Genomic DNA, 18760 nt, shown 5'->3' with positions numbered 1-18760 from the left:
CCCCGGCTTTGACGCGCCCTTGGCCCGCGGCGTTTGATACGATGTGTCACTACTTGCCGATAAAAAGGTCACCATCAATGAGCGTTCGCAACCTGCAATACCTGTTCGCGCCGAAATCGGTGGCCCTGATCGGCGCCTCCGAGCGCCCCGGCAGCATGGGCACGACCCTGCTCGACAATCTGCTGGGCGGCGGCTTCAAGGGCAAGCTGTACGCGGTCAACCCCAAGTACGAGCAGGTCGGCGAGCTGCCCTGCTACGACAGCGTGGCCGACCTGCCCGAGGCACCCGAGCTGGCCGTGATCTGCACGCCGCCGGCGACCGTGCCGCAACTGGTGCGCCAGCTGGGCGAGCGCGGCACGCGCGCGGCCGTGGTGCTCAGCAGCGGAATGGCGAAGGCGCGCGATGGACGCGGCCGCAGCCTGCGCCAGGCCGCGCTCGATGCGGCCCATCCCTATCTGCTGCGCCTGCTCGGACCGAACAGCGCCGGCCTGCTGGCGCCCGGCCTCGGCCTGAACGCCAGCGTGGCCCACAGCGGTGCGCTGGCGGGGCGGATCGCCTTCGTCTCGCAATCCGGTTCCCTGATGACCGGCGTGCTGGACTGGGCCCGCACGCGCGGCATCGGCTTTTCGCACTTCATCTCGCTGGGCGACTCGAGCGACGTCGACCTGGGCGACGTGCTGGACTACCTGGCGAGCGACGGCCACGCGGGCGCCATCCTGCTCTACGTCGACCAGCTGCGCTATGCGCGCAAGTTCATGTCGGCGGCGCGCGCCGCGGCGCGCAGCAAGCCGGTGCTGGTGCTCAAGTCGCGCTCCTTTGATGATGGCGTGCGCGCGTTGGCCAGCGAGAGCGGGGCCCTGGCCAGCGAGGACGACGTATTCGACGCCGCGGTGCGGCGCGCCGGCATGCTGCGGGTGTACACCACCGAGCAGCTGTTCGCGGCGGTCGAGACCCTGGCCTATGCCCGCCCGTTGCATGGCGAGCGGCTGGCCATCGTCAGCAACGGCGCGGGACCCGGCGTGCTGGCGCGCGACGCGCTGCGCTACGGCAAGGGCACGGCCGCCACGCTGTCGCCCGAGTCCATCGCCCAACTGGACGCGCTGCTGCCCGGCGGGGCGAACGCAAGGACGGTCAACCTCGCGGTCAACCTGCTGGGCGGCGCGCCGCCCGAGCGCTACGCGGCCGCGCTCGAGATCCTGCTCAAGGACCCGCAGGTCGACGCCGTGCTGGTCGTGCATTCGCCGACCGCCACCGTCGACAGCCGCGAAGTGGCGAACGCCATCGCGCCGCTGGCGCGCGCCGCCTCGCGCCCGATCCTGTCGTGCTGGCTGGGCGGCGCCTCGGTGCTCGAGGCGCGCACCATCGCCGCCAATGCGCGCATGCCGACCTTCCGCACCCCTGAAGACGGCGTGGCCGGCTTCCTGCAGCTGGTGAACTATCGCCGCAACCAGAACCTCCTGATGGAAGTGCCGCCCTCGATGGTCGGCCACATGGCGCCCGACCGCAGCGCCGCACGGGCGCTGGTGCGCGAGGCGATCGCCAACAAGCGCCTGCTGCTGTCCGATCCCGAGACCAAGGCCATCCTGCGCGCCTACGGCCTGGCCCTGGTCGAGACCCGCGCCGCGCCCGACGTCGAGGCCGCGGTGGCGGCGGCGCGCGCCATCGGCTACCCGGTCGCGGTCAAGATCCTGACCCCCGACGTGATGCACAAGTCGGACTTCGGCGGCGTGACGCTCGACCTCGATTCGGACGATGCGGTGCGCGCCAGCGCCCAGCGCATGAGGAAGCGCCTGGACGAGTTGTTCCCCCAGGCGCGCTTCGACGGATTTTCGGTGCAGGCCATGTGCCGGCGCGCCAACGGCCATGAACTGATCGTCGGCGCCGCCACCGATCTGGTGTTCGGCCCGGTGCTGGTGTTCGGCCAGGGCGGGATCTCGGTGGAGGTCACCGACGACCATTCGGTGGCCCTGCCGCCGCTGAACCTGGTGCTGGCGCGCGACCTGGTCGACCGCACGCGGGTGGCGCGCCTGCTGGCCGGCTACCGCAACCGGCCGCCGGCCAACCTGGACGCGATCCTGGCGGTGCTGATCCAGGTCTCGCGCCTGGTCTCCGACATCCCCGAGATCGTCGAACTCGACATCAACCCGCTGCTGGCCGACAGCAAGGGGGCGACCGTGCTCGATGCGCGGGTGCGCCTGGCGCTGGCCGACCGCTCTGGCAGCACGCTCGACCGCCTGGCGATCCGTCCCTATCCGCGCGAGCTCGAAGAGACGATCGACTGGCAAGGCGCGCCGCTGCTGCTGCGCCCGATCCGTCCGGAGGACGGCCCGGCCCACCTGGCCTTCTTCGATGCGCTGACCCCGGACGACATCCGCTACCGCATGTTCGTGCGCATCCGCGAGTTGCAGCCGTCGCAGCTGGCGCGCTTCACCCAGATCGACTACGACCGCGAGATGGCCTTCATCGCCACCCGCAAGAATGCCGAAGGCGTGAACGAGACCCTGGCGGTGGGCAGGGTGGTGGCCGACCCCGACAACACCAGCGCCGAATTCGCGGTGACCGTGCGCTCCGACCTGAAGGGCATGGGGCTGGGGCGGATCATGATGACCAAGTTGATCGAGTATTGCCGGGCGCGCGGCACCGGCGAGATCGTGGGCGAGGCGCTGCCCCAGAATTCGCGCATCGTCGCCATGGTCAAGAAGCTGGGTTTCGAGGTGACGATCGACGGCGAGGAGGGCATCCGAAAAATGCGCCTTGCATTACGTTAGTGTTTTGCGACGTTTAGTGACAAAAGGTGAACTTTGCACGCAGCCACGATGGTATCGTAGCGCCCATTCTTGCCGTACATGTCGCCCTGTCACGTCGTGACGATCCGCCTTAGCATTTGCAACTCGAACCTCGTATCGATCACGATGTCCCGACTCGGTCTTTTCTTTTGCGCTCCCTACGCGCTGTTCATCGCGACCTGCCTCGGTTTCGTCTCGCTGGGCAATGTCGACTACCGGTCGCAGTTCACCTACCTGGAGCTGCCGATCGCGGCCCAGCTGGCGCTGGCGCACTGGCTGGGCCTGGACCGCGCGCTGGAAATCATCTCGTGGCCCGATGCCTACGGGCTGTTCATGACGCCGGCCTTCATCCTGCTCTATGCGGCCGGCGCATCGATCGAGCGCAGGCTGGATCGGGGCTAACAGCGTGATGAAGGAAATACACGCGATCAGGTGGTTCAAGTACCGCGAAGCCGGCATGGCATCGTGGATCGTCAAGCGCGGACTGCTCGCCTACGGCATCCCGATGTACTTCTTCTTCGTGATCTCGGGCTGGTTCCGCAAGCCCGAGCAGTTCGTGCCGTCCCTCGTCTTCAACATCCCGTCCTGGCTGATCGCGGGCACCGTGTTCGGCGTCCTGACCTGGCATGCGTTCGAATGGCAGTATCGGCGCTATGTCGCGAAGAACGGGGAACCTCCGGCATCCGTCAAATGATGCGGCGTGGAGCGGCGGTCAGCGGGGCGCCGCTGTTGTGCGTGCCGGTCGGTTCGATCAGCAGGACGTGCGCTTCTTCGCTCGCCCGGGGGACTTCGTTGCCATCTTGCCCGGCGCATCAGGGGAAGCGTCGGCCGTCACGCCTTCGGGATGGCGCGGCATCCAATGCGCACCCTGGCGATGATCGTAAAATCGCTTTCATTTGCCCGCCCGCCAGCCATGCCAAACCATTCCATCGACCTCTCGATTGCGGTCGAACCGCAACCGGATTACCAGGACGCCAACGTCGTCATCCAGGGCCTCATCGACTTCAACGCGGCGCACGCCGGCGGGGCAGCGCCGCAAGAGCTGCTGGTAATCTTGCGCGACCATGACGGAAAGGTGGTCGGCGGCCTGTCCGGCGACACCTGGGTGGGCTGGCTGCAGGTGCATGCGCTGTGGCTCGCCGACGATATGCGTGCGCGTGGTTTGGGACGCGCCCTGATGCTCGAAGCCGAGCGCGAAGCCGTGCGCCGCGGCTGCACGCAGGCCTTCCTCGAAACGCTCAGCTTCCAGGCACTCGGTTTCTACGAGAAGCTCGGCTATGCGGTATTCAGCCGCCTCGACGGTTTCCCGCCGGGCGGCGCGCGCTACGCCATGCGCAAGTCCTTGGAGCCGGGCCGGGCAGACTGAGTTCGCGCGCTCAGCGCCGGAACCGCACGTCCTCGCTCACCACCGCCGCATCGCCCTTTGGCTTCTTGGGCTTCTTCGGTTTCTTGACGATCTGCCCCTTCGCATCCGTCACCGGTACGCGGTGATCCGGCGCGAAGCCGGGTTCCTCGACGCGCTCGAGCGTCTGCCGGGTCAGCACCTCGATCGCCGCCAGCTGCTCGACTTCGTCGGCGCATACCAGCGACACCGCCTCGCCGGTGGCGCCGGCGCGGCCCGTGCGGCCGGTGCGGTGCACGTAGTCTTCGGCCACGATCGGCAGGTCGACGTTGATCACGGCCGGCAGGTCGTCGATGTCGATGCCGCGCGCGGCGACGTCGGTCGCCACCAGCACCCGCACCTCGCCCGCCTTGAAGCGCTCGAGCGCGCGCAGGCGCGCCGGCTGCGGCTTGTCGCCGTGGATCGAGTCGGCCGTGATGCGCTTCGCTTCGAGCAGGGACACCAGCTCGTCCACGCCCTTGCGGGTGCGGGCGAAGGCCAGCACCTGGGTCCAGTCATGGCGCTTGAGCAGATGCACGAACAGCTCGGGTTTGCGCTTCTTGTCGACCGGGACGATCCACTGCTTCACCGCGGCGACGGTGGTGTTGCGCGGCGTCGCCTCGATGCGCACCGGATCGCGCAGCATCTGGTTCGACAGCGCGCGGATCTGGTCCGAGAAGGTGGCCGAAAACAGCAGGGTCTGGCGCTTCCTGGGCAGCAGTTTCATGAGGCCGTCGAGCTCGCGCGCGAACCCCAGGTCGAGCATGCGGTCGGCTTCGTCCAGCACCAGGGTCTTGACTTCGTTGAAGCGCACGGCGTTCTGGCGCTGCAGGTCGAGCAGGCGGCCGGGCGTGGCGACCATCACGTCCACGCCCTTGCGCAGCGCCATCATCTGCGGGTTGATGCTCACGCCGCCGTAGGCGACCATGGTGCGCAGCGGCAGGCCTTCGGCATAGGTGCGCACGCTTTCGTGCACCTGCTCGGCCAGCTCGCGGGTCGGCACCAGGATCAGCGCGCGCACCGCATTGCTGCCCACGGTGCCGCTCTTGGCCAGGCGCTGGAGGATGGGCAGGGTGAAGCCGGCGGTCTTGCCGGTGCCGGTCTGGGCCGCGGCCATCACGTCGCGGCCGGCCAGCACGGCGGGGATTGCCTGTTCCTGGACGGCAGTGGGAGTGTGGTAGGCGAGGGCGTCGAGGGTGCGGACGATCTGGTCGATCAGGCCGAGGGATGCGAACGACATGGATGGGACAACCTTGGGACGAAAATGAACAGGCCGTAGTTTACCCTGCCGGAGGCCGGCATGGGCGTATCACGACGGCCGGCCGCTGGCGGCGCCGGCGGATCTGGCGCGAATTCGCTGCAAATCAGCCGTGAATCAGCTGTTAATCATCCGAAAATCAGACGAGAATCAGACGAGAATCAGACGAGAATCAGCCGCGAGCAGACTGGCCTGACAAGCCCAGGCTCAGGTCGGTGATCGGCTTGACCGGCTCGTTGTGCTCTCGGCAGCCGCCGAGCAGCAGGCAGCTCATGGTCAGTGCAGCGGCGAGCATTCGGCGTGACAACATGATGGACTCCCTCCCGGTGGTGGAAGCCCATCATACGCCGGCCGTCTCTAGCATGGCGCGCGTTCGGTATCGCCGGCGGGAACGGCGCCGCTCAGAAGCTGTACGACACGCTGGCCCGCAGCACCGGGAAGAACCTGCAGTCCGACAGCTGCTCGACCAGGCGCGCTTTTTCGCGCGCGACGTCGGTCGCGAGCACGGTGCAGGTCAGGCGCGAGCTGGTGCAGCCGCGGCTGACCAGGTTTACGTGCGCCTTGCCCTGGTAGAAGGCGCCCAGATCGGCGCTGAGGTGCCAAGGCTGGTTCGGGGTGAGGGCATTGCCCCACCCGATGCGATGTACGGCGCGGCCTTCTGGAAGTCGATGTTCGCGTCCAGGTTGCCGACATCGGCCGCGGTATAGCCACGGCCATTGATCAGGTACTGGCCGTTGGCATTCGGACGGCCGCGGCCCTTGATCTCGTTGCCGTTGTACAGGATGCCGCCGGTCAGCCGGATCGCTCTGTCGGCGAGCACGTACCAGTCGAACAGCACGTCGACGGTCTGCAGCTTGGCCCTCGCGTCGTAGTTGATGCCGCCGGTGCGCTTGTCGAAATCGTGCTTGAAGTAATTGATGCCGAAACGGCCGTTGAGATTGCTCTCCATCGGCACGACCAGGTGCACGCCGGCGCCGGTGGTGCCCAGCGTGGCGGTGACGGCGGCGCCGATTTCGGCGTGGGCCCAGGCACTGGCCAGCGTGGCGGCCAGCGCGACAACGATGCGTTTCAGTACCATCTGTCTATAAAACCCTTTGATCGGAAAGATGTTGTAGCGGGCAGGGGTGGGGGGGGATATGTCTGAAAATAGTAATGAGAGGTGGAAAGCAACAGTCTTTTCGCCCGACAGCGTACCGGCCCCATGCCGCCTGGCCCCGATTTCGTCGGCCCAGTCCCGACTCCGTCGCATAATGCTGTCTTGCAAGGAATGGATAGCCTATGGTGGGCCCATTCTCACCATCCGAAAGCACATCATGTTTGCAAGCCTGTTCCACGTTTTCCGCCTGCTGCTGGCCTGGCTGGCGGGCTACCTCGCCGTCTGCATCACCCTCAACCAGACCTTGCTGGAGCGGGTCGACGTCGACCTGGGCGCCGTCGGTCCGCTGCTCGGCTTCGCCCTGTGCGGCTGGGTGTTGCTGGAGGTGTTTTCGCATATGCGCCGGGTGCGCCTGGTGATCGGCCACCTGGACGCCAGCACCCTGTCGAACCGCCAGCGGCGCCAGATCGAGATTCCGCTCGAAGCGGGCGAGGCGTTCGACATGATCGATGCCGCCATCCGCGAACTGCCCGGCGCCACCGTCGTCGACAGCGCGCGCGACAGCCTGCAGGTGCGGGCCAAGGTCGCGCGCATCGACCCCTACGGCAAGGAGGCATCCCAGTTGTGGGGCCTGGAAACCTTCGGCAACCGGCGCAACCAGATCCTGGCGACGGTGACGCCCAACGGCGACGTGGCCGGCAGCGTCACATTGATCTGCGAGCCCGAGGCGCCGGCCTGGACTGACTGGTTCCTGGTCGACCATGGCACCAACCTCGAGAACGCCGAGGCCGTGGTGCGCGCCATCGCGCGCCGCATCGCCGAGCGGCGCCGCGCAGAAGCGAAACAGGTGCGCGAGAGCGTGACCGAGAAGGAACTCACGGTGGCGCGCCTGAACCTGCTGCATGCCCAGGTCGAGCCGCACTTCCTGTACAACACCCTGGCCAGCGCCCAGGTGCTCACCCGCAGCGATCCGGCGCGCGCCGACGCCATGCTGGGCAACCTGATCCAGTACCTGCGCCATTCGCTGCCGCGCACCGAGGATGCGCCGTCGACCCTGGGCGAAGAGCTCGAGCGGGCGCGCGCCTACCTCGACATCCTGGCGATCCGCATGGGGCCGCGTCTGTCGCTGCAGGTCGACGTGCCGGACGAGTTGCAGCGGCTGGTGTTCCCGCCGATGATGCTGCAGACCCTCGTGGAGAACGCGATCAAGCACGGGCTGGAACCGAAGCCGGGCGGCGGCACGGTGTGGATCCTGGCCCGCGCGGTGGGCGGCGAACACGCGCAGGCAGTGGCCGTGACCGTGGCCGACGACGGCCGCGGCTTCTCGAGCGAAGGCGCCGGCACCGGCATCGGCCTGCGCAATGTGCGCGAACGCCTGCGCCTGGCTTACGGCAAAGGGGCCAGCTTCGCCATCGTCGCCAACTTCCCGAGCGGGGTGGCGGCGACCATCACGGTGCCGCTGGCGTTGCAGGGGACGGGAGGCCGCCATGCTGCCTGATACCGTTAAATGCGTGGTCGCCGAAGACGAGGCGCTGCTGCGCGACGAGCTGGTCAAATTGCTGCTCGAGGCCTGGCCCGGGCTGGACATCGTCGCCGTGTGCGAGGACGGCGGCAGCGCGCTGGAAGCCATCGAGATCCACCGTCCCGAGGTCGCCTTCCTCGATATCCGCATGCCGGGGCTGTCGGGTCTGGAGGTCGCGTCGAGCCTGCTGGCGGCGGGCCTCGGCACCGAGGTCGTGTTCGTCACCGCCTATGACCAGTACGCGCTCGACGCCTTCGATCGCGGCGCGGTCGACTACCTGCTCAAGCCGGTGGCGCGCGAGCGCCTGAACGCCACCGTGGCGCGGGTGCGCGAGCGCCTGGCGCGCGGCGGCGTCGATGCCGCCACGCTGGCAGAACTGCTGGCGCGGCTGCAGGTGGTGGCGCCGCCGGCGCCGCGCGCGCAGCCGCTGGTCTGGCTGACGGCCAGCCGCGGCAACGAGACGCGCCTGATCCTGGTCGACGACGTGGCGTATTTCCAGTCCGACGCCAAGTACACGGTGGTGATGACGGCGGATGGCGAGTCGCTGCTGCGCAAACCCATCCGCGACCTGCTCGAGGTGCTCGACCCGACCATGTTCAAGCAGGTGCACCGCTCGACCATCGTCAACCTGCGCGCGGTGGCCGGCGTGGCGCGCGACGAGAGCGGGCGTGGCACGATCCGCCTCAGGAACCGGTCAGCCAGTCCTTCATGAACCTGTTCCGTAATATGTAGTCAAGAATATCGACATGCGCAACGTCATTCACGCGGCCATAGTAAAATCGACATTGTCCGAGGACCCGGCGCCGTTGCCGGGCAGGGCATTGTGAAGGAGGCAACTTGCGTAGCGATATCGTGATCGTGGGTGGCGGCGCCGGCGGACTCGAGCTGGCCTGCAAACTGGGCCGCAAACTGGGTCCATCCAAGGTGACGCTGGTCGACAGCCGCCTTTATCATATCTGGAAGCCGTCGCTGCATGAAGTCGCCGCCGGCACCCTGGACATCCACCAGGAAGGACTGTCGTACGCCATGCTGGCCCACGACAATGGATTCAATTTCGTGCTTGGCCCGATGACGGGACTCGACGCCGCCGGCCAGGCGATCGAGATCGGTGCGGTGCACGCCGCCACCGACGACGAAGAAGTGCTCCCCGTGCGGCGCCTGGGCTATGGCTCGCTGGTGATGGCGATCGGCAGCACCTCGAATTACTTCGGCGTCCCGGGCGCTGAAGAGCACTCGATCTCGCTGAACGCGACCGAGGACGCCGAGCGCTTCCGCCTGCGCATGCTGCGCCTGATGCTGGCGGTCGAGCAGCAGCGCGAGGAGGGCAAGGAAACTGGCCTGGACGTGGTCATCATCGGCGGCGGCGCCACCGGCGTCGAGCTGGCCGCCGAGCTGCGCGAAGCGTCTGGCGCTTATGCGCGCTATGGCTTCGCGCGCATGGACGTCAAGCGCGACGTGCGCATCACCATCCTCGAGGGCGCGCCGCGCATCCTGGCGCCGCTGCCCGAACGGGTGTCGAAAGCGGCCCACGACCTGCTCGGCAAGCGCGGCATCGATGTGGTGGCCGACTGCCGCGTCACCGCGATCGAGGCCGACAAGGTCGTCGACGGCAAGGGCAATGTCTACCCCGCCGACCTGTGCGTGTGGGCCGCCGGCATCCGCGCCCCCGAACTGCTGGCCAGCCTGGGCCTGCCGACCGCGCGCGGCGGCGGCCTTGACGTCGACGCCCACCTGCGTGTGAAAGGCGTGCCGAATATCTGGGCGCTGGGCGACTGCGCCGTCTGCATCGACGGCAATGGCGCGCCGGTGCCGCCGCGCGCCCAGGCCGCGCACCAGCAGGCGGATTACCTGGTGGCCGCCTTCCTGCGCATGGACAAGGGCCAGGCGCCCTCGGCTTCGCCGTATGCGTACCGCGACTACGGTTCGCTGGTCTCGGTCGGGCAGAGCACCAGCGTCGGCAGCCTGATGGGTTCGCTGCGCGGGGCCAGCTGGTTCGTGCAGGGCGCGGTAGCGCGCTCGATGTACGCTAGCCTGCACCTGATGCACCACCGCGCGGTGATGGGCATTACCCGCACCGCGCTGCTGGCGGTGGCGCGCTTCCTGATCCGTCGCAGCACGCCGCTGGTCAAACTGCACTAGGTGCTGGCACCAAGGACAACGGCGGCCATTGGCCGCCGTTGTCCTTGGTGCACCGACCTGTTTCAGGCCGCCAGCTGGCGCGGCAAGGTCATCTGCAATATCGCGCCGCCGTTGTCGGCGCGCGCCAGGGTCAGGTTGCCGCCCAGGTAGCGCGCGCGTTCGCGCAGCAGGCGCAGGCCGTGACAACCCTTCGACGATTTTTCCAGCGCATCCTCGCCCGGCCCCACGCCATCGTCGCGCACGGTGAGCATGGCCATTTCGCCGTCATCGTCCAGGATCACGTCCACCCGCGTCGCCTGGGCATGGGCGGCGGCGTTGCGCAGGCCTTCCTCGGCGCAGCGCAGCAACAGCACGCCGTGCTCGCGCGACCAGGCGCCGTCGTCGTCGGGCAGGCTGGCGCGGGCCTTCAGGCCGCGCTCGGCGCCGAAGGCGGGCACCAGTTCGGCCAGCGCGGCGCGCAGGCCAAGGAACTCGAGCTTGTCGTTCCACAGCTCGAGCTGCATCGTGCGGTTGGTTTCGATGATGCCGGCCAGCAGGGTCTTCATCTGGGCCGCGCGTTCGCGCGCCTTGCCGTCGGCCGGCAGGTTCTGGGTGAGCAGGGCCAGGTGCATGGTCAGGGCCGTCATCGACGAGCCCAGGCTGTCATGCAGCTGGCGCGCCAGCTGGCGGCGTTCCTGGTCCCAGCAGTTGGCCAGCCAGGCCAGCATCTCGGTGAGTTCAGCGGTGCGCGCCGCGACCTGGCGCTCGAGCTCCGGGTCGGGGGGCGATGGGGCCGGTTCGGTCATCGTAGGCTCTGTTAAATGTTTCCCAAATCATACAACAGTTGGCAATCCGGCGGCGCGCGTCCGGCGCCGCCAGACGCCAGGCCGGTATTCCCGCATAGCGTGCGCTCCCGTACAGTCCGCACGGCAGCCGCGGCGCATGCTGGAAACGTGGCCAGCGAGCCATCCATACCATACAGAATACGGGGGTACTACCATGAGCAAGAATGAGAAACCGCAGGATGCGATCGAACTCCTGACCAGCCAGCACGACGAGGTCAAGGCGCTGTTCAAGCAATTCGACGAACTAGGCGAGCGCGCCACCACCAGCAAGAAGAAACTGGCGAACGAGATCTGCCAGCAGCTGATCATGCACACGCAGATCGAGGAAGAGATCTTCTATCCGGCGCTGCGCTCGGTGTCGAAGGAAATGGAGGACATGCTCGACGAGGCCCTGGTCGAACACGCCTCGGCCAAGGACCTGATCTCGCAGGTCCAGGAAATGGAGCCGGGCGACGACCTGTACGACGCCAAGGTCACGGTGTTGGGCGAGTACATCGAGCACCACGTCGAAGAGGAAGAAGAGGAGATGTTCCCGAAAGTGCGCAAGCTCAAGCTCGACCTGGACGCGCTGGGCGCCGAGATGGCGGCGCGCCGCGACGAGCTGCTCGCCACGGCGTGATGGCGCCGCCGCTGCCGTGACTGCGGCGGCAACTGCGGCGGCTTCAGGCGGCGGCAGTGCCGGCCGGGCCGGGGCCGAAGCCGCCAGCGCTTCCAGCAGGCGCTCGATCTGCACCGGCTTGACCAGGTGCTGGTCGAAACCGGCTTCCATGACGCGCCGCTGGTCGTCCGGCAGGCCATAGCCGGTCACGGCGATCAGGCGGATCGCGCGCGTGGCCGGATCGGCGCGCAGGCGCCGCGCCACCTCGTAGCCATCGATGCCGGGCAGGCCGATGTCGACCAGCGCGGCGTCGGGTCGGCAGGCATGCGCCTGGCCCACGCCCTGCAGGCCGTCGGCGGCCTGGTACACCGGGTAGCCATGGGCGGCCAGCATGGTCGCCATCATCTCGCGCCCGTCTTCATTGTCTTCGATCAGCAGCACCGACGGTTTGCCGGTGTCCAGCGGCGGCGCCACCGCCGGCGCGCAAGGTTCGGCCGCGCCGGTCGATTGCGCCAGGTCGGCGCTCGGAAGACGGATCGTGAAGCTGGAGCCGAGCCCGGCGCCGGCGCTGTCGGCGGCCACGCTGCCGCCGTGCAGCTCGACCAGGCGCCGCACCAGAGACAGGCCGATCCCCAAGCCGCCCTGCGAGCGGTCGATCGAGATCGCGCCCTGCACGAACACGTCGAACACCTGCGGCAGCAGTTCGGGCGGGATGCCGACGCCCGAGTCGCGCACGCTGAGCACGACCTCGTCGCCGGCGCGCGCCAGGGCGATGTCGATGGCGCCGCCGCTCGGCGTGTATTTCAGCGCGTTGTCCAGCAGGTTCGACACGATCTGTTCCAGCCGGGTAGGGTCGCCGTCGACCCAGCCAGCGGCCAGGTCGACCGCGATGCGGTAACCGCTCGTGCGGCCGGTGGCGCGGAAGGTTTCCAGGCAGCTGGCCACCAGCCTGGACAGGTCGGTGGCCTGGCGCGCCAGCAGGATCTTGCCCGACATCGCGCGCGACAGGTCGAGCAGGTCGTCGACGATGCGCGACAGGTGCTGGCTCTGGCGCTGGATGATGGCGCGGGCGCGCGCCACCGTGTCGGGCGCGGCGCCGGGCAGGCCGATCAGGCCCGAGGCGCTGGTGATCGCCGACAGCGGATTGCGCAGCTCGTGGCCCAGCATGGCCAGGAACTCGTCCTTGGCGTGGCTTTTTCTCTCGGCGGCGCGCCGTTCTTCCATCTCGCGCACCAGGCGCCGATTGGTGGCCGTCAGCTCCGAGGCGTGCTGCGACAGCTTCTCGGCCTGGCGCTTGAGCTGTTCGTTCTTCATCGCCAGAGTGACGAAGACCGACACCTTGGCGTGCAGGATCTGCGGGATGACCGGGGTGAACAGGAAGTCGGCGGCGCCGCGCTGGTAAGCCTTGAGGCGATCGATCTCGTCGGCCAGGAAGGCGGTGACGAAAATGATCGGGATGTCGGCCGATCGCGGGCGCTGGTGGATCGCCTCCGCGGTTTCGAAGCCGTCCATGCCGGGCATGTTCACGTCGAGCAGGATCACGGCGAAATCGTGCAGCAGCACCTGGCGCAAGGCTTCCTGGCCGGAGCGGGCCGACAGCACGGTGTAGTTGCCCTCGTCGGCGCGACCGTCGAGCAGGCTCGTCAGCGCCAGCAGGCTGGCGGGGTCGTCGTTGACCACCAGGATCTTGGGTTTATCGCTGTTCGCCACGAGGGATTCGGTCAACATTGCTGTGCTCGCCAGACAAAGGATTCTAGACTTATAGTTATGTTCGAGTAAATACCTTGCAAAACGCGCCATCATAGCATGTGACATAAGTGCCACTTGGCAAATAAATCAATCGTGCGGCAGGTGACGATGTTCGATGCCGCACATACGTCGGTACGGGCCTGTGCCATAGTGGGATCGAACCGGTTCGCTGGAGGACGGGGGCCTACAAGAAAGGACACAAGATGAATATCGACACCATCGTAAACCAACAATTCCATGGCAAAACTTTCCGTGAGTTGAGCGACGCGCCTTTATCGGCGCTGCGCGGCATCGGCGAGCAGCAGGCCGCCGCGCTGGCCGACACGCTGGGCGTGAAGACGATCGGCGACCTGGCGAACCTGGAGGTCATCCGCTACGCGATCGCCATCAATGCGCTCTCCGGCTGCGAGGGCCTTTCCAACAAGGAAAAGGCCGAGGAAACGCTGCTCGACGATGCGGTCGAGATGACGTTCCCGGCCAGCGACCCGATTTCGGTCGACGCCGGCATCACACGCATCGAGGTGGCGCCGGACATGGTCGACGCGGGCCATGACCACCAGCACGCGCAGTCGATCGAGGAAAAGAGCAAGATTCGCGACTGTCCGGTGGAAGATAAACGCTGATTCTTTTCATTCGAATCAATGACAGGCCATGCGGCATCCGCCGTATGGCCTGTTTGCATTGGGGCCTGCGGTCGCCGGACGCGCCTTCCCGCGAAAGTAAAGGCGCTGTACTCGTTAGATGTGGATGAGCATTGAACTGCTGTGCTGACCCGCGGTCCAATCCCGGTCGTCGACCGGGAGGGCACAATGAAGGCGCCGCAGTTCGAGAAGCTGTTTGACCAGCTTGCGTTGTTGAACCAGCCTCAGCGACAGCAGGTGCTTGCCGCCCTGCATCCGGCAGCCAGGCTCGACCGGGTGGTTGCCCTCATTGGCGAGATCCGGTCAACGGGGCGCTGCTGCCCGGGTTGCGGCTGCACGCGATGCCACCGGCACGGCCAGGCCAACGACCTGCAACGCTTTCGCTGCTGATGCCCATAGCGCCAAAGTAAAAGCCCGGTATCCCGCCGATGCAGGAGCCGGGCCTTGGCGGCCTTGCTGGACGGTCGGCGTGTCAGCGATGCTGCGCTGCCAGCTCCACCGACGTATTCGGTCCTGCGGCCTGGCTCGGCGCCGCCGAGGTCTTGGCGGCCGCCTGGCGGTTCGCCGCCGGCGAGCAGAAGCGGTTCTTGCCGGCGCGCTTGGCCTCGTACAGCGCGTAGTCGGCAATATTGATCAGCGCATCGACCGATTCGGCATCGTCCGGATAGATGCTGATGCCGATCGAGGTCGACAGCCGCAGGGTGAGGTCGTTGATGAAGAAGGGCTCGGACAGCGCCTCGACCAGTTTCGAGGCCGGGCCCTGGGCGTCGGCCAGGCTGTGGATGTCGCCCAGCACCACCATGAATTCGTCGCCGCCGAGGCGCGCCACGGTGTCTTCCTTGCGCGAGCTCGACAGCAGGCGCTGGGACACCATCTTGAAGATGTCGTCGCCATAGGCATGGCCGTAGGTGTCGTTGATCGCCTTGAAGCCATCCAGGTCGAGGTACATGACGGCGGCCTTGGCGTGGCTGCGGTTGGCGTGCTGCAGGGCCGTTTCGATGCGGTCTTCGAGCAGGCGCCGGTTGGGCAGGCCGGTGAGGGCGTCGTGCAGGGCCAGTTCCTGCTGGGCTTTCGAATATTGGGCCAGCTCCCTGTATAGCAGCCGCACCTCCAGCATATTGTGGATGCGCTTGTGCACTTCGAGAAGGTCGAAGGGCTTGCTGATGAAGTCGCGGGCGCCGGCTTCGAGCGCGGCGATCTTGAAACTCGGCTGGGCGGTCAGGGCCAGCACCGGCAGGTAGCCGCCTTGCTCGATCTCCTTGAGGCCCTTCATCACCTGGAAACCATTCAGGCCCGGCATCTGCAGGTCGAGCAGGATCAGGTCATAGTTATGCTCGCGGTGGAGCGGGCAGACCTGTTCCGGCAGCATAGTCGAGCTGACGCAGGTGTAGCCTTCTTCGCGCAATATCTCTTCCATCAGTTCGATATTGTCGGGCGAATCGTCCACTACCAGGATCTTCGCGTTCAAAATGTCTTGTCTGCTCGGCATGCTTTTCTCTTCTCTTCGTACGGAGCGGATTCCCTTCTGGGTGGAATCGGGCTTGAACCCATCACTACTTAGTCTAGCAAACAGCTCAAAATTTCTTGTAGGACAGCGCCGCGTGCGAGGGTAGGAACATGAACGACCGGCCGACAACGACTGCGCTTCATTGGCTCAGCCTCATTGGACCGTCATCACTGGCCCTCGCTCAACGGTCGCCGGTGCGCGTTCCTCCACTGAGCAGTGGCGCCACCGGCGGCGCGGTCACCATACCGATCGCGGCCATCAGCTCGGTCTGCTCGACCGGTTTCGAGACATGGGCCGAAAAGCCCGCTTCCAGCGCCTTGAGCCGGTCTTCGGAGCGGGCGAAGGCGGTCAGGGCGATGGCGGCGACCTGCCCACCCGCCTCGCGCGGCAGCGCCCGCACCCAGGACAGCAGTTCCAGGCCGTCGACCTCGGGCATTCCTAGGTCGCTGATCAGGAGGTCGGGCGGCGCGGTCCGCAGCATCTCGAAGGCCTCGCGCGCGCTGGCGGCCAGGCGCACGCTGGCCTGGCAATCGGCCAGGATGCGGGCGATCAGCTCGCGCGCATCGCGGTCGTCGTCGACCACCAGCACCGAGGTGCCGCGCAGATCGCGGATCGCGCCGTCGGCCGCCTGGGCGGCGAGGTCGGCATCGGCGGGCTGGGCCGGCGATTCGCGGATCATCCGGGCACGGGCCGCGTCGAGGGAGCGCGGCGGGGTCTTGGCCACCGGCAGCTCGATGGTGAAGCTGGCGCCCTGGCCGACCCCGGCGCTTTCGGCGCTCACCGTGCCGCCGTGCTGCTCGACCAGGTGCTTGACGATCGACAGGCCCAGTCCCAGGCCGCCGTGGGTGCGCGTCATCGAGGCGTCGGCCTGGCGGAAACGTTCGAACACGTGGGTGATGAATTCGGGACCGATGCCGGCGCCGTTGTCGCGGATCGTGATTGCGACCTGCTCCTCGTGCCGGCCGACCTCGATCGTGACCAGGCCGTCGCGCGGCGTGAACTTGATCGCGTTCGACAGCAGGTTCCAGATCACCTGCTGCAGCCGGCCCGGGTCGCCCGCCACCGCCGGCACGTCCGCGCCGTAGTGGCGCTCGATGCGGATGCCCTTGGCGTCGGCCGCCGGGCGCACGGTCTCGATGGCGGCGTCGATGAAGCCGGCCGGCGCGACGGTCTGCATGTCGAGCAGCACCTTGCCCGAGGTGATGCGGCTCATGTCGAGCAGGTCTTCGATCAGCTGGGCCTGGGCGCGCGCATTGCGCTCGATGGTCGACAGGCCGCGCTGCAGGTCGGCGCCGTCGCGGCTGCCGCGGCGCAGCACCTGCGACCAGCCGAGGATGGCCGACAAGGGCGTCCTCAGCTCGTGCGACAGGGTGGCCAGGAATTCGTCCTTCATCTGGCTGGTGCGCTCGGCCTCGGCGCGCGCCTCGCGCTCGTTCTCGAGCAGCACCTTGCGCTCCTCGGCCGCGCGGCTGGCGGCTTCCACCAGGTGGATATTGTCGATCGCAATCGCGGCCTGGGCCGCGATGCCGCTGACGATGCGCTCGCTGCGTTCGGTGAACACGCCGGGTTCGGGGTGGCCGAAGAACATCGTGCCGAGCAGCTCGCCCGAGCGCGCCGTGACCGGCACCGACAGGTAGCTGCGCACCGGTGGATGGCCGGCCGGGAGGCCGAACCGGGACGCCTTGTCCGCAAGCAGCGGGTCATGGCGGAGGTCGCCTATCCGTACCAGGCCGTCGGCGCGCAGCCCCGGACCGAACAGGGCGCTGGCGCCCGGCTCCGCGAAATCCTGGAATTCGGCCGAAGTGGCGCCCGACAGCGTGTACAGCGAGAACAGGGTGCCCGCGCCGCGCTCTCCATGGTGGAAGAAGGCGCCGAAACGGGCCCCGCAGACGCCGGCGGCGGCGTCGGTGGCGGCCTGCATCAGCGAGCGCAGGTCGCGGGTCGAGGCCAGGATCGTGCCGGTGCTGTTGAGCAGCTCGAGCACGTGCGATTCTTCGCGCAGCGCCTGCTCGGCGCGTTTGACCTGGTCGACGTCGGTATTGGTGCCGAACCAGCGCACCACGCGGCCGTCGCGGTCGTGCACGGCCTCGACCCGGGTCAGGAACCAGCGGAAGTTGCCGTCGGCGCCGCGGATCGGGAACTCCATCTCGAACGGCGCGCCGGTGCGCACCGATTCGTCCCAGTGCTCGAGCACGGCCGGCAGCACCGCCGGGTCGTACACCGCTTTCCAGCCCCAGCCGGTGGATTCGCTCGGGGTGATGCCGGTGTATTCGTACCAGCGCTGGTTGAACCAGACGATGGCGCCGCTGGGGTCGGCCATCCAGGCCAGCTGCGGGATGGTGTTGGCCAGCGCGCGCAGTTCTTCCTCGCTCTGGCGCAGGTGGTCGTCGGCCTCGCGCCGGGCGCTGATGTCCTGGGCCATGCCGGTCATGCCCAGCACGCCGCCGCCCTCGGCCGGGCTGGCATAGTCGGGGCGGCCGACCAGGGCCACGCAGCGTGCGGCGGCCTGGCCGCTTGGCGCGCCGCCGGCGTGGCCGTCGCGCGGCAGCAGGCGGCATTCGAGGTCGAGGTCCTTGCCTTGCGAGAAAGCTTCGAGCACGGCGCGCCGCACCCGCGGCCGGTCGTCCTGGGCCAGGCGGGCACGCAGCAGCGGCCACTCGAGCGCCACGCCTTCGGGCAGGCCGAGAATCTCGGCCGCGCGCGCGCCGAAGGTGACGCGGTCGCTGGCAGCGTCCCAGCGCCAGTCGCCCAGGCGGCCGGCCGCGATGGCGAGCTGCAGCCGGTTGTTGTTGGCGATCAGGGCTTGCTGGTCGAGCTTGCGCGCCGAGATGTCCTGGAAGTACAGGGTCAGGCCGTCGGGTGAGGGGTAGACCCGCATGTCGAGCCAGCATTGCAGGCGGCGGTAGAAGAACTCCTTGTTGACGGTGATCCGCTGCTCCATGGCGCGCCGGCAGTCGGCGGCGACCGAGGTGCCGTGCAGGTCTTCGAATTCATCCCACAGCCGGCGCCCGACCAGGCTGTCGCGGCTCTTGTTGAGCGGCGCCACCATCTGCAGCGCGCGGCCATTGATATAGGTGATGTTCCAGTCGCGATCGACCGCGCAAAAGCCGTCGGTGAGGCTTTCGAGCATGTTTTCCATGCGCTCGTTGGCGCGCTGCAGCTCTTGCCGGGTGGCCGCCAGGTCTTGTTCGGACACGTGGCAGGGGTTGCTGCTGGAAAGGTCGGAGGGAGTGTTCATGCCGGGGTTGCGGAACGCCCG

At 67.6% G+C, this 18760-nt stretch carries 15 protein-coding genes and 2 pseudogenes; 10 read left to right on the top strand and 7 right to left on the bottom strand.

Going from position 1 to position 18760, the window contains the following annotated elements:
* Positions 1–77 precede the first annotated feature (77 nt).
* From DIR46_RS02935 to DIR46_RS02915, 4 genes are all read left to right on the top strand, one after another.
* Positions 78–2768 (top strand): bifunctional acetate--CoA ligase family protein/GNAT family N-acetyltransferase, encoded by a 2691-nt coding sequence (locus DIR46_RS02935; RefSeq protein WP_109343909.1) that lies wholly within the window; start codon positions 78–80, stop codon positions 2766–2768.
* Between the two features lie 144 nt (positions 2769–2912).
* Positions 2913–3188 carry a hypothetical protein gene (locus DIR46_RS02930; RefSeq protein WP_205289064.1) on the top strand — a complete coding sequence of 92 codons (276 nt, stop codon included), beginning with the start codon at positions 2913–2915 and terminating at the stop codon, positions 3186–3188.
* Positions 3189–3195: 7 nt separating this feature from the next.
* Positions 3196–3480, top strand: coding sequence for a hypothetical protein (locus tag DIR46_RS02925; RefSeq protein ID WP_109343908.1), 285 nt, complete (start codon positions 3196–3198; stop codon positions 3478–3480).
* Positions 3481–3699: 219 nt separating this feature from the next.
* Positions 3700–4152: a GNAT family N-acetyltransferase gene (locus tag DIR46_RS02915; protein ID WP_109347877.1), complete on the top strand. Its 453-nt coding sequence runs from the start codon at positions 3700–3702 to the stop codon at positions 4150–4152.
* A gap of 10 nt (positions 4153–4162) precedes the next feature.
* Here the strand turns inward: DIR46_RS02915 and DIR46_RS02910 are convergent, their stop codons facing one another.
* From DIR46_RS02910 to DIR46_RS02905, 3 genes are all read right to left on the bottom strand, one after another.
* A complete protein-coding gene (locus tag DIR46_RS02910; protein WP_109343907.1) occupies positions 4163–5407 on the bottom strand; it encodes a DEAD/DEAH box helicase in 1245 nt (414 codons plus the stop codon).
* 190 nt (positions 5408–5597) lie between these two features.
* On the bottom strand, positions 5598–5735 hold the full coding sequence (locus DIR46_RS26380) for a hypothetical protein (protein WP_162819403.1): 138 nt from the start codon (positions 5733–5735) through the stop codon (positions 5598–5600).
* Between the two features lie 240 nt (positions 5736–5975).
* Positions 5976–6503, bottom strand: coding sequence for a hypothetical protein (locus tag DIR46_RS02905; RefSeq protein ID WP_109343906.1), 528 nt, complete (start codon positions 6501–6503; stop codon positions 5976–5978).
* A gap of 235 nt (positions 6504–6738) precedes the next feature.
* Between DIR46_RS02905 and DIR46_RS02900 the strand changes: the two genes are divergently transcribed.
* From DIR46_RS02900 to DIR46_RS02890, 3 genes are all read left to right on the top strand, one after another.
* On the top strand, positions 6739–8019 hold the full coding sequence (locus DIR46_RS02900) for a sensor histidine kinase (protein ID WP_109343905.1): 1281 nt from the start codon (positions 6739–6741) through the stop codon (positions 8017–8019).
* Positions 8009–8755: a LytR/AlgR family response regulator transcription factor gene (locus tag DIR46_RS02895; protein ID WP_109343904.1), complete on the top strand. Its 747-nt coding sequence runs from the start codon at positions 8009–8011 to the stop codon at positions 8753–8755. Before DIR46_RS02900 ends, DIR46_RS02895 begins: the two co-directional genes overlap by 11 nt.
* A 125-nt stretch (positions 8756–8880) precedes the next feature.
* Positions 8881–10182 (top strand): NAD(P)/FAD-dependent oxidoreductase, encoded by a 1302-nt coding sequence (locus DIR46_RS02890; protein ID WP_109343903.1) that lies wholly within the window; start codon positions 8881–8883, stop codon positions 10180–10182.
* A 62-nt stretch (positions 10183–10244) separates the two neighbouring features.
* Here DIR46_RS02890 and DIR46_RS02885 read toward each other — a convergent pair whose 3' ends face one another.
* Complete coding sequence (locus DIR46_RS02885) at positions 10245–10967, bottom strand: sensor histidine kinase (protein WP_109343902.1); 723 nt, start codon at positions 10965–10967, stop codon at positions 10245–10247.
* A 136-nt stretch (positions 10968–11103) separates the two neighbouring features.
* Here DIR46_RS02885 and DIR46_RS02880 point away from each other — a divergent pair, with 136 nt between their 5' ends.
* Positions 11104–11625 (top strand): hemerythrin domain-containing protein, encoded by a 522-nt coding sequence (locus DIR46_RS02880; RefSeq protein ID WP_307719123.1) that lies wholly within the window; start codon positions 11104–11106, stop codon positions 11623–11625.
* Between the two features lie 144 nt (positions 11626–11769).
* Here DIR46_RS02880 and DIR46_RS02875 read toward each other — a convergent pair.
* Positions 11770–13332: pseudogene (locus tag DIR46_RS02875) on the bottom strand (ATP-binding response regulator); the annotation flags it as partial.
* 224 nt (positions 13333–13556) lie between these two features.
* Here DIR46_RS02875 and DIR46_RS02870 point away from each other — a divergent pair.
* Together DIR46_RS02870 and DIR46_RS02865 are read left to right on the top strand one after the other, a co-directional pair.
* Positions 13557–13976: a hypothetical protein gene (locus DIR46_RS02870; protein ID WP_109343900.1), complete on the top strand. Its 420-nt coding sequence runs from the start codon at positions 13557–13559 to the stop codon at positions 13974–13976.
* 186 nt (positions 13977–14162) lie between these two features.
* A pseudogene (locus DIR46_RS02865) lies at positions 14163–14381 on the top strand (IS1595 family transposase); the annotation flags it as partial.
* Between the two features lie 85 nt (positions 14382–14466).
* Here DIR46_RS02865 and DIR46_RS02860 read toward each other — a convergent pair.
* Positions 14467–15483: a GGDEF domain-containing response regulator gene (locus tag DIR46_RS02860; protein WP_109343899.1), complete on the bottom strand. Its 1017-nt coding sequence runs from the start codon at positions 15481–15483 to the stop codon at positions 14467–14469.
* Positions 15484–15682: 199 nt separating this feature from the next.
* Complete coding sequence (locus tag DIR46_RS02855; protein ID WP_109343898.1) at positions 15683–18739, bottom strand: ATP-binding protein; 3057 nt, start codon at positions 18737–18739, stop codon at positions 15683–15685.
* Between the last annotated feature and the right edge of the window lie 21 nt (positions 18740–18760).

The sequence above is a fragment of the Massilia oculi genome (genome assembly GCF_003143515.1).
Classification (GTDB): Bacteria; Pseudomonadota; Gammaproteobacteria; order Burkholderiales; family Burkholderiaceae_D; genus Telluria; species Telluria oculi.
Note: the sequence above shows the minus strand (reverse complement) of the source record. Positions and strands in the feature narration are given on the sequence as shown.

What these genes read in the sequence shown, in the direction of transcription:
- DIR46_RS02870 (WP_109343900.1), top strand. Translation starts at nt 13,557, where the DNA reads ATGAATATCGACACCATCGTAAACCAACAATTCCATGGCAAAACTTTC.
- DIR46_RS02900 (WP_109343905.1), top strand. Translation starts at nt 6,739, where the DNA reads ATGTTTGCAAGCCTGTTCCACGTTTTCCGCCTGCTGCTGGCCTGGCTG.
- DIR46_RS02885 (WP_109343902.1), bottom strand. Translation starts at nt 10,967, where the DNA reads ATGACCGAACCGGCCCCATCGCCCCCCGACCCGGAGCTCGAGCGCCAG.
- DIR46_RS02880 (WP_307719123.1), top strand. Translation starts at nt 11,104, where the DNA reads ATGCTGGAAACGTGGCCAGCGAGCCATCCATACCATACAGAATACGGG.
- DIR46_RS02860 (WP_109343899.1), bottom strand. Translation starts at nt 15,483, where the DNA reads ATGCCGAGCAGACAAGACATTTTGAACGCGAAGATCCTGGTAGTGGAC.
- DIR46_RS02910 (WP_109343907.1), bottom strand. Translation starts at nt 5,407, where the DNA reads ATGTCGTTCGCATCCCTCGGCCTGATCGACCAGATCGTCCGCACCCTC.
- DIR46_RS02855 (WP_109343898.1), bottom strand. Translation starts at nt 18,739, where the DNA reads ATGAACACTCCCTCCGACCTTTCCAGCAGCAACCCCTGCCACGTGTCC.
- DIR46_RS26380 (WP_162819403.1), bottom strand. Translation starts at nt 5,735, where the DNA reads ATGTTGTCACGCCGAATGCTCGCCGCTGCACTGACCATGAGCTGCCTG.
- DIR46_RS02935 (WP_109343909.1), top strand. Translation starts at nt 78, where the DNA reads ATGAGCGTTCGCAACCTGCAATACCTGTTCGCGCCGAAATCGGTGGCC.
- DIR46_RS02915 (WP_109347877.1), top strand. Translation starts at nt 3,700, where the DNA reads ATGCCAAACCATTCCATCGACCTCTCGATTGCGGTCGAACCGCAACCG.
- DIR46_RS02925 (WP_109343908.1), top strand. Translation starts at nt 3,196, where the DNA reads ATGAAGGAAATACACGCGATCAGGTGGTTCAAGTACCGCGAAGCCGGC.
- DIR46_RS02905 (WP_109343906.1), bottom strand. Translation starts at nt 6,503, where the DNA reads ATGGTACTGAAACGCATCGTTGTCGCGCTGGCCGCCACGCTGGCCAGT.
- DIR46_RS02895 (WP_109343904.1), top strand. Translation starts at nt 8,009, where the DNA reads ATGCTGCCTGATACCGTTAAATGCGTGGTCGCCGAAGACGAGGCGCTG.
- DIR46_RS02930 (WP_205289064.1), top strand. Translation starts at nt 2,913, where the DNA reads ATGTCCCGACTCGGTCTTTTCTTTTGCGCTCCCTACGCGCTGTTCATC.